Annotated in this window: 14 protein-coding genes; all 14 read right to left on the bottom strand. The window is 59.9% G+C overall.

Going from position 1 to position 13517, the window contains the following annotated elements; all coding sequences use genetic code 11:
• Positions 1 to 2 precede the first annotated feature (2 nt).
• Positions 3 to 1259 (bottom strand): M16 family metallopeptidase, encoded by a 1257-nt coding sequence (locus DXX99_RS07160; protein ID WP_115792815.1) that lies wholly within the window; start codon positions 1257 to 1259, stop codon positions 3 to 5.
• Between the two features lie 52 nt (positions 1260 to 1311).
• Entirely contained in the window at positions 1312 to 2031 is a 720-nt protein-coding gene (locus tag DXX99_RS07155; protein WP_115792814.1) for an N-acetylmuramoyl-L-alanine amidase, read from the bottom strand.
• Entirely contained in the window at positions 2009 to 2743 is a 735-nt protein-coding gene (locus tag DXX99_RS07150) for a polysaccharide deacetylase family protein (protein WP_115792813.1), read from the bottom strand. Before DXX99_RS07150 ends, DXX99_RS07155 begins: the two co-directional genes overlap by 23 nt.
• A 94-nt stretch (positions 2744 to 2837) precedes the next feature.
• Positions 2838 to 5048, bottom strand: coding sequence for a polyribonucleotide nucleotidyltransferase (locus DXX99_RS07145; RefSeq protein WP_115792812.1), 2211 nt, complete (start codon positions 5046 to 5048; stop codon positions 2838 to 2840).
• Positions 5049 to 5115: 67 nt separating this feature from the next.
• A complete protein-coding gene (rpsO, locus tag DXX99_RS07140; RefSeq protein WP_115792811.1) occupies positions 5116 to 5385 on the bottom strand; it encodes a 30S ribosomal protein S15 in 270 nt (89 codons plus the stop codon).
• 100 nt (positions 5386 to 5485) lie between these two features.
• Complete coding sequence (locus tag DXX99_RS07135; RefSeq protein ID WP_115792810.1) at positions 5486 to 6445, bottom strand: bifunctional riboflavin kinase/FAD synthetase; 960 nt, start codon at positions 6443 to 6445, stop codon at positions 5486 to 5488.
• Between the two features lie 30 nt (positions 6446 to 6475).
• Positions 6476 to 7387, bottom strand: coding sequence for a tRNA pseudouridine(55) synthase TruB (gene truB, locus DXX99_RS07130; RefSeq protein ID WP_205664661.1), 912 nt, complete (start codon positions 7385 to 7387; stop codon positions 6476 to 6478).
• The gene (locus DXX99_RS07125) at positions 7371 to 8387 is read right to left on the bottom strand and encodes a DHH family phosphoesterase (protein ID WP_115792809.1); all 1017 of its coding nucleotides are present in this window, start codon (positions 8385 to 8387) and stop codon (positions 7371 to 7373) included. Before DXX99_RS07125 ends, truB begins: the two co-directional genes overlap by 17 nt.
• Positions 8374 to 8739 carry a 30S ribosome-binding factor RbfA gene (rbfA, locus tag DXX99_RS07120; RefSeq protein WP_115792808.1) on the bottom strand — a complete coding sequence of 122 codons (366 nt, stop codon included), beginning with the start codon at positions 8737 to 8739 and terminating at the stop codon, positions 8374 to 8376. Before rbfA ends, DXX99_RS07125 begins: the two co-directional genes overlap by 14 nt.
• Before the next feature lie 14 nt (positions 8740 to 8753).
• Entirely contained in the window at positions 8754 to 11192 is a 2439-nt protein-coding gene (gene infB, locus DXX99_RS07115) for a translation initiation factor IF-2 (RefSeq protein ID WP_115792807.1), read from the bottom strand.
• Between the two features lie 33 nt (positions 11193 to 11225).
• Positions 11226 to 11546 (bottom strand): L7Ae/L30e/S12e/Gadd45 family ribosomal protein, encoded by a 321-nt coding sequence (locus tag DXX99_RS07110; RefSeq protein WP_115792806.1) that lies wholly within the window; start codon positions 11544 to 11546, stop codon positions 11226 to 11228.
• A complete protein-coding gene (rnpM, locus tag DXX99_RS07105; RefSeq protein ID WP_115792805.1) occupies positions 11525 to 11812 on the bottom strand; it encodes an RNase P modulator RnpM in 288 nt (95 codons plus the stop codon). The genes DXX99_RS07110 and rnpM overlap by 22 nt, the downstream gene beginning before the upstream one ends.
• A complete protein-coding gene (gene nusA / locus DXX99_RS07100) occupies positions 11809 to 12906 on the bottom strand; it encodes a transcription termination factor NusA (protein ID WP_115792849.1) in 1098 nt (365 codons plus the stop codon). The genes rnpM and nusA overlap by 4 nt, the downstream gene beginning before the upstream one ends.
• A 5-nt stretch (positions 12907 to 12911) precedes the next feature.
• Positions 12912 to 13400 (bottom strand): ribosome maturation factor RimP, encoded by a 489-nt coding sequence (rimP, locus tag DXX99_RS07095; protein WP_115792804.1) that lies wholly within the window; start codon positions 13398 to 13400, stop codon positions 12912 to 12914.
• Between the last annotated feature and the right edge of the window lie 117 nt (positions 13401 to 13517).

Here is a 13517-nt window from a genome sequence, read left to right as displayed (position 1 = left end):
CCTCACCACTCCTCTAGTATCTTTTTCCAGGAGGCGCCGTCTTCCCAGTTTCCTAAAGTGGTAAGAACCAGCCCGGAGGGACGGAAAAAGCGCCGAGCCAGAACCTGCACCTGCTCCAGAGTGACCGCCGTTATCCGCTCGGCTACTTCCTCCGGGGACAGCACCCTGCCCAGGTAAAGCCAAGATTTTCCCAGTCGGCTCATGCGCGTGGTCACGCTTTCCAGGCTCAAAAGGAAGCTTCCCTTAAGCTGGTTTTTGGCCCGCTCCACTTCTTCTGGAGAAAGATCGCTTCGGCACACCTTCTTGAGCTCTTCTACGATGGCCTGCAGAGCACGAGGCACGTTCTCAGCCGCCAGGCCAGCATAGATACAGAAGAGCCCCGTATCCCGGTAAGCGCTGTGGTAGGAGTAAACGGAGTAGACCAGCCCCCTCTCCTCCCTCACCTTCTGGAAAAGGCGTGAACTCATCCCTCCTCCCAGGAGGGTATTTAGCACCTGGAAGGTGTAGATGTCATCGTCTCCCACTGCCAGGCCGGGAGTGCCTAGACAGAGGTGAACCTGCTCGGTAGAGCGGAGGAAGAAGTTGCTGCCAAACCAAGGGCGCGGCTGGTCTCCCGGAGAGCGCTTCTCCTCCTTCACTACGGCAAAGCGGGGGGCAAGCAGGTCTACCGCCCGTTCGTGGACCACGTTTCCGGCCACCGCCACCACCATGCGCCCTCGGAGGTAGTGCCGCTCATAGTAGCGAAAGATCTCCTCCGGAGTGAGGTTTTTCACCGTTTCTTCCGTGCCGATGACCGGACGCCCCAAGGGATGGTCCTTCCACAGGGTGGCGCTGAAGAGGTCGTGCACCAGTTCATCGGGGGTATCCTCGTACATTCTTATCTCTTCCAGAATAACGTTCTTCTCCCTCTCCAGGTCTTGGGGGTCGAAGCGGGCATGGAAAATGAGATCGGTCAAGACGTCGGCGGCCAGTCCGAAGTACTCGTCCAGCACGCGGGCATAATAGCAGGTGTACTCCTTGGCGGTGAAGGCGTTGATCTGTCCGCCGACCGATTCCAGCTCCTCGGCTATCTGCCGAGCAGAGCGGTTCTTGGTACCCTTGAAAAGGGCGTGCTCGATGAAGTGGGAAATACCGCTTTGGTTGGCCTCCTCGTCCCGTGAGCCTGCCGCTACCCAGATGCCCAGAGCCACCGAGCGCACATGCGGGATTTCCTCGGTGAGAATGGTTACTCCGTTGCCAAGATCCGTAATCTTTACCAAAAGTGCGCCTCCTTCCCCTCGCGGTTCGATCGATACTTTTTCTACCCGGGTGTTATTTTCCCCTGCCGCCAGTGGATTGCTCGGCGTAGAAACGGTACACCCCACGCGCCAGAGCCCAGGCCACCCTCTGCTGGTAAGCAGGGTCTGACAGGAGCTCGCGCTCCTGCGGGTTAGAAATAAACCCCACCTCCACCAGCACCGCCACCGTGGGGTTCTCCCGCAGCACGTAGTACTGATTCCCCGGCAGGCAAAAGCAGCGGCGGGAAACCGTACGCTTAACTTCCTCTGCCAGCAAAGCCGCCAGTTCCCGGCTGCCGGCACGGGAGGAGTAGTAGATGTAAACCCCTCGCCGGGAGGAGTCCGGGGAGCTGTTGACGTGCAGGCTAAGGTAAGCATCGGCTCGAACCCGCCGGGTAAGTTCCATGCGCTCCTTAAGATCATAGCGCTTGCGCGCGGAAAGGGAAAGGATATCGGGTGGAGCCAAATCCCGGTCCTCGCTGCGGGTCATAACCACTTCTGCCCCTCCCGCCTCCAGAAAGGCGGCCAGCATCTTACCCATGCTCAGCACTAGGTCCTTCTCCAGGATCTTCGCCTGGTAGTGCGCCCCCGGGTCCACCCCGCCGTGGCCGGGATCTACCACGATGACCCTGCCTACCAGGGCCACCGGATAAAGCCAGTTCATCGCCTGCCAAAGGGAGCTCCTGTCCCCGCCTCGTAGCAAAAGGAGTAGAAGCAGCAGGAGTAGAAGCCTACTTTTCGGCTTCCGCCCCATGCTCTAGCAATTCCTCCACCGTTACGAACCGGTATCCCCTGGCACGGAGCTCCTCTATTATATGGGGAAGAGCCTCGGCAGTGGGGGCTGTGGGGTGAAGAAGCACTATGGCGCCGTTATGCGCTTTTCCTATCACTATTTGGCTTATCACTGCCGCTGGAGGATTCTTCCAATCAACCGGATCGATACTCCACAAGATAACCCGATGCCCTGCGCGGGAGGCCGCCTCTAAAACTGAAGCCCCGCGCTCGCCGTAGGGAGGGGCAAAGAGGCGTGTTTCCTTTCCGGTAACCCTCTTTATGACCTCCGCCGCCCGCCTAATTTCGCGCAGGTTTTCCTCCACCGAGAGTCGGTCGGGGTGACGGTGGGCGTAACCGTGATTTCCCACCTCGAAGCGGCGGGCTATTTCCCGCGCCAGCTCCGGATGCCTTTCTACCCACTCTCCCCCCAGGAAAAAGGTGGCCTTTACCCGACGCTCCTCAAGAATTTGCATAATCCGAGGAAGGTGCTCCTCCCCCCAGTAAACGTTGAAGGTAAGGGCTATCTCCCTTCGGGAACTCGGCCCGTGGTAGACGGGTCCAGCAGCAGAGGTCTCTAGAACCGAGTCATCTAGAGCCAGCCATCTACCTAAGATGAGGGGCAGGCCCAAAAGCAGAAGCCAGAGGAAAAGGCGCACGCGGTGGCGGGACGGGCAGAAAAAGAAAAAGGCCAAGCGGGACAACCCCCTTTTAAAAGGCGAAATCCCCGTTACTTGACTTCCGGGGATTCTCCAAAGGAAATTCTCAGCACTAAAATTCTATGAGGCTTTACTTAGGAGAAGAACGGTGCCTCGTCCGCGGCGGAGAAGCTCTCTCTACCCTTTTTCCTCCCTTTTCCGCCAGCATGCGCAGAGCTTCCTTCTGCGAAAGCCTGAGCCGACCCTGACTATCGTACCCTATTACCTTGACCAGCACCTGGTCCCCTTCCTTCACCGCCTCCTCGATCCGCTTACCTTTGAGCGGGGCCATTTGGGATATGTGTACCAGACCCTCTTTACCCGGCAGCCCGAGCACACCGGGAATGATCTCCACGAAGCAGCCAAAGTCGGTCACCCGGGTGACTCGGCCCAGGTAAACTTGACCCACCGCCACCTCGGCAGTGAGGTTCTTGATGATTTCCAGGGCCTGCTGCCCGGCGCTCTCCGAAGGGGCGGTGATGTAAATGCGCCCATCGTCCTCCACGTCTATCTCCACGCCGGTGAGCTCTATTATCTTTCGGATGGTCTTGCCGCCAGGACCGATAACGTCTCGGATCTTGTCCGGGTTGATGACCAGCGAGAGCACGCGGGGAGCGTAGGGCGAAAGCTCCGGACGAGGTCCCGGGAGGGCGCGGCGCATAACCTCTAAGATGTAAAGTCGCGCTTCCCGCGCCTGGGCCAGGGCCGTTGCCAGTATCTCCTTGGTCACGCCAGCTATCTTTATGTCCATCTGCAGGGCGGTGATCCCGGCCTCCGTCCCCGCCACTTTGAAGTCCATATCGCCTAGGTGGTCTTCTAGACCCTGGATATCGGTTAAGACTATGAACTCGTCCTCTTCCTTAATAAGTCCCATGGCTATTCCCGCCACCGGGGCCTTGATGGGCACGCCGGCATCCATCAGGGCCAGGGAACTGGCGCACACGCTGGCCATGGAGGTGGAGCCGTTAGACTCCAGTACCTCGGAAACCACCCTTATGGTGTAGGGGAAAGTGTCCTCGTCAGGGATGACCGCCTCCAGGGCCCTTTCTACCAGCGCCCCGTGACCGATCTCTCGCCGACCTGGCGAGCGGATGGGGCGCACTTCACCCGTGCTGAAAGGCGGGAAGTTATAGTGGTGCATGAAGCGTTTGCTTTCCTCGAGATCGAGATCGTCCAGAATTTGTTCGTCCCCCACCGCTCCCAGAGTCACTACCGACAGGACCTGGGTCTGTCCCCGGGTAAAGAGGGCCGAACCGTGGGTGCGAGGCAAGAGCCCCACTTCGACCGATAGGGGCCTTATATCCTTGAAGCCGCGCCCGTCGGCCCGGATCCGCTCCTTAGCGATAAGCTCGCGCACCACCTGACGCTCTATCTCAGCGATGAGCTCCTTTATGGTGGCCTCCTCCTCCGGGTACTGCTCCAGCAGCTTGGCCACCAGTTCGTTCCGCAGGTTTTCGGTATGGCTTTCCCGCGCCTTCTTGTCCAGACGGGCGGAGGCGTACCAGCGGTAGGCTTCCCGCAAAGCCGGCTCGGCTACCGCCTTCACGGCTTCCCGCAGTTCCTCCGGCGGCTCCGGGAACTCGAACTCCTTCTTGGGAGAAGCCAAGCCAAGGGCCAAAGCTTCCTCCCGCAAAGCCTCGATGAAGGCGGCTATCTCTTTTACTGCCTGGTGCCCGAACTCTATGGCCTCCACCACTTTATCTTCGGGCACCTCCTTAGCCCCGCACTCCACCATCACCACCGCTTCCTTGGTACCCGCCACCACCAGGTGCAGGAGGCTCTTTTCCTCCTGCTCCACCGTGGGGTTGAGTACCAGCTCCCCGTCCACCAGACCCACGATCACCCCGCCAATGGGACCAGCAAAGGGGATCTCCGAGAGGGTGAGGGCAGCAGAGGCCCCGATCATGGCGGTGATTTCCGGGGCGCAGTCCTGATCCACCGAAAGGATGGTGGCTACCACGTGCACGTCGTTACGCATCTTCTTGGGGAAGAGAGGGCGAATGGAGCGGTCGATGAGGCGCGCCGATAAAACCGCTTTCTCCCCCGGCTTCCCTTCCCGTCTCAAGAAACCCCCAGGGATCTTGCCCACGGCGTAATGCCTCTCCTCGTAGTCAACCAGCAGGGGGAAGAAATCGATACCCTCCCGCGGCTCCGGCGCCATGGTAGCCGTAACCAAGACCACCGTATCCCCGTACTTCGCCAGCACGGCGCTGGAGGCTTGGCGCGCTACCCGCCCCACCTCCAGAACCAGGGGTCTGCCGGCCAGGATCATCTCTTTCCGCAAGACTTTTTGCTCTTCCATACGCTTTAATCACCACCTTTCCGGAAAACTTTAATCTCGCAAAAAAGAAGGGGCCGAGATCCCGTGCCTACTTCCTCAGCCCCAGGCGATTGAGCAAGCGCTGGTAACGGTCGAAGTCGGTCTCCCTCAGGTAGTTGAGAAGTGCCCGCCGTTGGCCCACCAGTTTGAGTAGGCCTCGCCGCGAGTGAAAGTCTTTGCGATGCACTTTAAGGTGCTCGCTCAAGATCTTGATGCGCTCGGTCAAAAGGGCGACCTGAACCTCCGGAGAACCGGTATCGTTCTCGTGAATCCGGAAGGCTTCGATGATCTCTCTTTTCCTTTCCGCCGTTAAGGCCAAAACCTCCACCTCCTACCGTAATTGCCGCCAGCCCCGCAGGACGTTTAATCGTCTTGCCGCGCCGACGGTTCATTCGTTTTTCATTGTACCGTAACACCCTTCACCCAAGCAAGCGAGGCGCATCTTTCTCCATTTGGGCAATTATTTCCCGCGCGCAGGCTACGTCCCGGCGAATTTGAGCCACGAGTTCCTCCGGAGAACGGAAGCGCCTTTCCTCCCGCAAGCGGCGCAGGAAACTCACTTCCATTTTGAGACCGTAGAGTTCTCCCTGGAAATCGAAGAGAAAGACCTCTATCCGCGGCCGCTCCCTTTCTCCGAAGGTAGGCAGGACTCCCACGTTGGCCACCCCGTACCAGTTCTTTTCCAGCACCCGGACACGAACCAGATAGACCCCGCAGGCAGGGAGCAAAATTCCTTCTTCCAGTTCCAGGTTAGCGGTGGGAAAACCCAACTCTCTTCCCCGGCCGTCCCCGGACACCACCGTACCCAGGTAAAGGGGGTAGTAGCCCAGGTAGCGCCGGGCTTCCTCCACCTCGCCCTTCTCCAGCAGATAACGTATGAGCGTGGAGGATACCGGTAGTCCGTTAACCACCACCTGGGGAATGACCTCCACCCTGAAGCCGTACCGCTCTCCCAGGGAAGCAAGCAGAGCCGGGTTACCCTTGCCTCCCCGGCCGAAGGTGTGGTTGTACCCGACGAATACTGCCTTTACCCCCATTTCCTTTACCAAGACCTCGGCCACGAACTCCTCAGGCTGAAGAGAGGCAAACTCACGGGTAAAAGGGAGGATGAAGAGCACCTCTATGCCCAGTTCGGCCAGAAAGCGCCTTTTAAGCTCACTGGAAAGGAGCAAGGGAGGGGCTTTCTGCGGATTTAGCACCATAGCAGGGTGAGGCTCGAAGGTGAGCACCGCCGCCGTTCCCCCCGTGGCCGCTGCCCAAGCTACTAGTCGCTCGATTAACCTGCGGTGCCCCAAGTGCACCCCGTCGAAATTGCCCAAGCCCACCCCTAGGAAAGGGAAGCGCTCTTTGGCCCGGTGCCAGTCCCGAACTACCTCCAAAAATCTCTCCCTCCTTTTGCAAACTACCTGTCACAGTACCCAGACTGGTCGCAGAATCTTTCTGCCGGAGGGAAGGGATTCGGCTAGAGCCAGGGCCAGAAGTTCCCCTGCCCCCATCACTCGCACGTGGGTTCCTTGCGGAGGCCACTCCCCGGCGAGACAGTGGGCTGGAGAGAGGAATCCGCCGTTTTTGATCCGCTTGGCCCCTTCTTCCCCCACCTCTATTGCCGGTAGGTACCCTAAAGCCTCCGCCAGGGGAATCAAAGCTTGGGTAAGCTTTCCTTCTCCCTTCAGCCCGGCCAGCTCTTCCAGGGTATAAGCCTCCTCTATTCCGAAGCGCCCTACCCGGGTGCGCAGGAGAAACCCCAGGCAGGCTCCCGTTCCCAGAGCCTCGCCTAGATCAGCCACCAAAGAGCGCACATAAGTCCCTTTGCTGCAGTGCACGTGAAGCCATGCCCGGGGATGCCTTTTCCCCCAATCTCCCTTGAGCAATTGCAGGGAGTAAACTTCCACCTGGCGCGGCGGCACCTCTACCTCCCGTCCCGCCCTAGCCAGTTCGTAGAGGCGCTTGCCTTTGTGGCGAACGGCCGAAAACATGGGAGGTTTTTGCCAAATGCTCCCCGTGAATCGAGGCAAAACCTCAGCTACTGCCTCGGGCGTAAGCCGAGAGGCGTCCTGGCAGGCCAGCACCTGACCGCTGAGGTCTAAAGTATCGGTCTTGACACCGAAGACCACCTCGGCCCGGTACTCCTTGTCCTCCGCCACCAGAAACTGGGCTGCCCGGGTGGCCTTTCCCACAAGGAGTACCATCACCCCGCAGGCGTCCGGGTCCAAGGTGCCCGCGTGCCCCACCTTCTTCTCCCCCGTCAGGTGGCGCAGCCAATCCACCACATCGTGCGAGGTCATTCCGGGGGGTTTGAGCACGTTAAGCACCCCGATCACTGTTATAAATCCCCTCCCGCCCGAGCGCTTCCAGCCCCGCCGCGACAACTCTAGCCACCACATCCTCCAGTCGCCCGGGGATTAGGGCACCAGCCGCCCGGATGTGTCCCCCTCCCCCAAAAAGCCCGGCTAGGCGGTTGACATCCAAGTGGCACTTGGACCGAAAGCTCACCTTCACCAGGTCTTTCTTTACCTCCCAGAAGAAGAGGGCCAGCTCCACTCCCCGAATCTGCCGGGCATAGTTAACCAGGCCGTTGGTATGCTCCCCCAAGATCCCGTTGGCCACCATGGTCTCCCGGTCAAGCCACATCCAGGCCAGACGCCCGCAGGGGCTGAAGCGCAGGGTTTTCAGCGCTTCCCGCAAGGCCACTATCTGCTCCCGCGGCTTCTCTTCAAAAAGTCTAAGGCTTACCTCCCTGACCTTCACCCCCACCTCTATGAGCTCCGCCACCCGCCGGTGGGTGGAGGCGAGGGTGGTTTCGTACTGAAAGCAACCCGTGTCGGTGACAATGGCGGTGTAGAGACAGGTAGCTATGTCGGGAGTCAAAGGGAAAAGGGACATTTCCCGCAAGAGCTCAAAAACCACCTCCCCCACAGCCGCCGCCTCGGGAAAGATGAAATTGTGGTCGGCAAAAGGGATGGCCGTGACGTGGTGGTCGATCAGCATGGCCTTCGCCCCGGATCGGCGCAGTTCATCAAACGGACGCCTCAAATCCCCCAGCCGCTCCGGTGTAGAGGTGTCCAGCACCACTATAAGATCGGGCTTTGCACCTTTTACGGCCTGAGGACCCACTTTTACTTCTGCCGCTCCCGGCAGAAAGGCCAAGTTGGAGGGCACGGGGTCGGGTACCGCCCACTCCACCTTTTTTCCTTTCGCCCGCAGAGCTTGTCCCAAGGCCAGCATAGAGCCGAGGCAATCGCCGTCGGGCATCATATGCCCCAGAAGCAGAAGCTCATTCGCCTTCTCCAGTTCCCGGGCCGCCAGCTTAAGACTCTCCATCGGGGCCCGTCCCTTCCTTCTTGATCTCCGAAAGGAGCTCCATCACCCGGACTCCGTAGCTTATTGAAGGGTCGGGTTTAAGCACAATCTCCGGAACGTGCCGCAGGCGCAGGCGCTTCCCCAAGGCGCTGCGGATGAATCCCTTAGCCTTTTCCAGCACCTCAAAGCTCTCTTTTTCCTCCTCCTGCGAGCCGTAGACGCTTAAAAATATCTTGGCGTGGCGGAGGTCGGCGGACACCTCCACGCGGGTAACCGTTACGAAACCCAGGCGTGGATCTTTAAGCTCGTGCTGCAGGACGTCCGCCACTACCTCCTTTATGGCCTCCGCCAGGCGTGCCGAGCGGTAAGACACGGGAAAATCCCCCCTTAATCCAAGGTCCGCTGCACAGCCTCCATGACGAAGAATTCCAGTTCGTCCCCTTCTTTGATGTCGTTGAAGTTCTCGATCATGAGGCCGCACTCGAATCCTTGGGATACTTCTTTCACGTCGTCCTTGAAGCGCTTGAGGCTGGAAACCTTGCCGGTGTGGATCACCACGCCGTCTCTTATCACCCTGACCTGAGCGTCCCGGGTAACCTTACCCTCCTGCACGTAGCAACCGGCAATGGTGCCCAGGCGCGAAACGTGGAAGGTCTTGCGCACCTCGGCCCTCCCCAGCAGAACCTCACGGTATTCCGGCTCCAGCAGGCCCGAAAGGGCCGCCTTCACGTCCTTGATGGCGTCATAAATTACCTGGTAAAGCCTGACGTCCACCTTTTCCTTCTCCAGAGCTTTGCGGGCGTTGACGTCGGGGCGGACGTTAAAGCCGATAATGATGGCTCCTGAAGCCGAGGCCAGCATGATGTCGGTCTCGGTGATGGCTCCCACACCCGCGTGGATAATATTCACCCCTACTTCTTCCGTACGGAGCTGGGACAAGGCCCGGCAAATGGCCTCCAGCGAACCCTGGACGTCGGCCTTGACCACCAGAGGAAGTTCCTTGATCTGCCCTTCCTTTATGCGCTGGTAGACGTCCTCCAGCAGCATCTTGGCCCGGGCCTGGGCTTCTTCGGCCTGCTTCTTGGCCAGGCGCTTCTCCACGATCTGTTTGGCCAGGCGCTCCTCCACCACCACGAAGGTTTCCCCAGCTTCGGGAACCTCGGAGAAGCCCAGCACCTCCACCGGTGTGGAAGGTCCGGCTTGGGAAAGCTTGCGTCCCCGGTCGTCGATCATCGCCCGGACGCGGGCGAACTGGGTTCCGGCCACCAGGGTGTCTCCTACCTTAAGGGTGCCATTCTGCACGATCACCGTAGCCACCGGTCCCCGACCACGGTCCAGGCGAGACTCGATAATGGTGCCGCGCGCCGGACGCTCCGGGTTGGCTTTGAGCTCCAGCATATCGGCCACGAGCAGGATCATTTCCAAGAGTTCGTCGATGCCTTGCCGCTTGAGAGCCGAAATGGGCTGCATAATGGTGTCCCCACCCCACTCCTCGGGAACAAGACCCAACTCCGCCAGCTGGGTCTTCACCCGGTCGGGGTTGGCCTCCGGTTTGTCCATTTTGTTGATGGCGACGATGATGGGCACCCCTGCCGCCCGGGCGTGATTTATGGCCTCTACCGTTTGGGGCTTCACTCCGTCGTCGGCGGCCACCACTAGAACCGCTATGTCGGTCACTTTAGCTCCCCGCGCCCGCATGGCGGTGAAAGCCTCGTGCCCCGGTGTGTCGATGAAGGTTATCTTTCTCCCATCTTTTTCCACCTGGTAGGCGCCGATGTGCTGGGTAATGCCGCCGGCCTCGGTAGCCGCCACCCGGGTCTCGCGGATGGCATCCAGCAGGGTGGTTTTGCCGTGGTCTACGTGGCCCATGACGGTGACTATGGGAGGACGGGGCTTGAGCTTGCTAGGATCGGTCTCCGGTTCTTCGGCCAGCAAGGCCTCCACGTCGAAGGCCGGCTTTACCTCTACTTCACAGCCGAACTCGTGGGCCAGGATGGTGGCCGTATCCGCGTCGATCTCCTGGTTGATAGTCACCAGCATGCCCATGTCCATGAGCTTCTTGATGAGCTCAGCCGCCCGCCGCTGCATCTTCTCCGCCAGCTCTTTGATGGTGACCGTTTCCCCGATCTGTATAACGCGCGGCCCGGTCTTCTCCGGCAAGGCCTCCTTGGCGGCTTCTTTCTCCTTGGGCCGGCGCAACACCAGCTTGCTTTTCAGCTTCTCCCCTTCTTCCTCCCACTGCGGGATCAAGTGATCCACCGGCTTGCCCTTCATCTTCTTCTCTGGCTTGCGCTCCTTAGGTTTTTCCGCCGGAGGAGGCGGGGAAGGAAGGCTGGGAGCCTTAAAGGGCCTCTTTTCCCCTAACGGACGGGGCCCCTTGTCAGGAGCACGCTCGGGACGGGGCGGACGCTTTCCCTCCGGCGGCCGAGGGGGGCGCTTCTCCCTGGGCGGCCTTTCACCTTCCGGCGGCTTCTCCGTCGGCGGCTTGGGAGGTATCAATACCTTCTTTTCCGGCGCCGGTTTAGGAGGCTCGGGAGCCGGTGCTGGCGAGGGAAGCTTGGGAGCCAGCTTCTTCTCGAAGGCCGCCGGGCGCTCGATGAGCCGCCGATCCGGGGGACGGGAAGGCACCTTATCTACCAGCCCCGGCTCCTCCTCTGTCCCTTTCTCTTTATTTTCCAGGGCTGCCTTTACCTTGGCGATTTCCTCTTCGCTCAAGGTAGAGAAGTTGCACTTGGCCTCTATCCCTAGGTCGGCCAGCTTTTTTAAAAGCTCCTTACTTTCCATGTTCAGTTCTTTTGCCACTTCATGCACCCGCTTCTTCGCCATGTACCCACCTCCAGCAAACGGCGTAAGTTCCGCTCATTCATCCTTCTTCCCCCCTAGAATTTCCAAAATCCGATCGGCTAAAGGCTTATTTAAGACCGCTACCACTGCCCGGGGGGAACGCCCCAGGGCCGAGCCCAGCTCCATTTTGGTACCAAACCTCACCACGGGAACAGAAGCGTGCTTCGCCAGGCGCTCGATGTCCTTGGCGGTGGAGGCCGCAGCGTCACTGGCTACGATCACTAGATAGGCCTCTCTCTTGCGCAACTTGACCCGCACCACGAAATCTCCCGAGACCACTTGCCCCGCCCGCTGTCCCAGGCCCAAGTACTGCCTTACGCTCCGGACCCCTGACACCGCCGCTTCATCTCCTCTCGTAAGGCCTCTATTATCTCCGGAGGCGCCGGTTGGCCCAAGCTCTTGTCTAAGCGCCTCTTCTTAAGCGCCAGCTCAAGGCATGAGGGGTCAGGGCAGAGATAAGCTCCTCGGCCCGCTTTCTTTCCCGTGGTGTCCAAGAGCACTTCCCCTTCGGGGGTCCTCACCAGGCGCAGGAGCTCCCCTTTCGGGCGCATGGCCTCACAGGCCACGCATCGGCGCAAAGGGATCTTCTTGGGACGTGTCAACCCTCTTCGCCTCCCCCGCCCTTCTCCCCATAGTAACTAGCGTACTCCCGGGCATAAATCTCCGCCATCTGACTCTCGCTCTTGATGTCTATTTTCCAGCCGGTGAGCTTGGCCGCCAGGCGAGCGTTCTGCCCCTCCTTGCCTATGGCCAGGGAGAGTTGGTTGTCCGGTACGATCACCCGGGCTATCTTTTCCTCCTCCCAGATTTCCACTGCCGTGACCTTGGCAGGGCTCAACGCTTCAGCGATGAAGCGCGAGGGATCGGGATCCCAGCGCACGACGTCTATCTTTTCGCCCCTTAGCTCGTTAACCACCGCCTGGATCCGGCTACCCCGCGGCCCTACGCAGGCCCCCACCGGATCCACGTTAGGATCGCGCGAGTAAACCGCTACCTTGGAGCGGCTCCCCGGCTCTCTCACCAAGTTTTTGAGCTCTACCGTCCCCTCCTGCAGCTCGGGGACTTCCAGCTCCAGCAGGCGACGCAGGAAACCGGGATGGGTGCGGGAGAGAATGATTTGCGGTCCCTTAGGAGTTCGGCGCACCTCCAGAATGTAAGCCCGCACTTTCTCTCCCTGCCGGTAACGCTCGCCCGGGATTTGCTCGGCCGCCGGCAGGATGGCCTCAGTTTTGCCCAGATCCAGGTAAACGTTCTGCTTATCTGCCCGGTGCACCGTGCCCACAACTATGTCTCCCTCGCGGCCGGCGAAAGCCTCGTAGATCATGTTGCGCTCCGCCTCTTTTATCCGCTGCATGACCACTTGCTTGGCGGTCTGGGCCGCTATCCGGCCGAAGTCCCGAGGGGTGACTTCTATCTCCACCACGTCCCCTACCTGGTAGCGCGGGTCGATCTCCCGTGCCTCGGCCAGCGAGATCTCAGTCCGGGGGTCTTTCACTTCCTCCACCACGGTCCGCTGGGCCAGCACCCGGCACTCGCCGGTGGTACGGTCTATTTCTACCCGGGCGTTCTGGGCCGTGCCGAAGTTGCGGCGGTAGGCGGAAAGGAGAGCCGCCTCGATGACCGAAATTAATACCTCGGTTTTTAATCCCCGCTCGCGCTCCAAATCTCGGAGAGCCTGCAAAAACTCGGCGTTCAAACCTTTCACCTCCCTCCCTCCGTCTCTTCCCAGCGGAAGACCAGATTGGCCTTGGCAATCAAGCGGTAGGGAAGATCGAGTTCTTTACCTTCCGTCGTCTTTAAACGCATTCCTTCCTCATCGGCCGCCAGCAGCACTCCGGTAAAACGACGCTGCCCCTCGACCGGCGCTAGGGTGCTGACGCGCACTTCGTGTCCCACAAAGCGCTGAAAGTGGGCGGGTTTTTTCAGCGGCCGCTCGACGCCGGGGGAAGAGACTTCTAGATTATAGGAATGGGGAATAGGGTCCTCCACATCTAAGGCTTCCCCCAGCGCCTCCGACAGAGCTTCGCAATCGTCCAGCGTTACCCCTCCGGGCTTATCGATGAAGATCCTCAGTACCCACCTGCCCCCCTCCTTCTTGTACTCCACATCCACCAGCTCCAGCCCCAGGCGCTCGGCCAGCGGCTCCGCCAAGCGGGAAACCACCTCCACCACCTTTTCCCCTGTGGCCAATGGCTTCAACCCCCAAGTTCGCGTGATTTGGCCTATAACAATACGAAAGAGTGGGATTGTCCACCCACTCTTTCCCAACACCTACCGACCGCTAAGGCTTCCAGCCAGCCTTAACCG

It is taken from the genome of Ammonifex thiophilus (assembly GCF_003368535.1).
GTDB classification, from domain to species: Bacteria; Bacillota; Desulfotomaculia; order Desulfotomaculales; family Ammonificaceae; genus Ammonifex; species Ammonifex thiophilus.
The sequence above is the reverse complement of the archived record's forward strand: the minus strand, read 5'-3'. Positions and strand labels throughout refer to the sequence as shown.

Coding starts and splice junctions, on each gene's coding strand:
- infB (WP_115792807.1), bottom strand. CDS start 11,192: ATGGCGAAGAAGCGGGTGCATGAAGTGGCAAAAGAACTGAACATGGAA.
- DXX99_RS07155 (WP_115792814.1), bottom strand. CDS start 2,031: ATGGGGCGGAAGCCGAAAAGTAGGCTTCTACTCCTGCTGCTTCTACTC.
- DXX99_RS07145 (WP_115792812.1), bottom strand. CDS start 5,048: ATGGAAGAGCAAAAAGTCTTGCGGAAAGAGATGATCCTGGCCGGCAGA.
- DXX99_RS07125 (WP_115792809.1), bottom strand. CDS start 8,387: ATGGAGAGTCTTAAGCTGGCGGCCCGGGAACTGGAGAAGGCGAATGAG.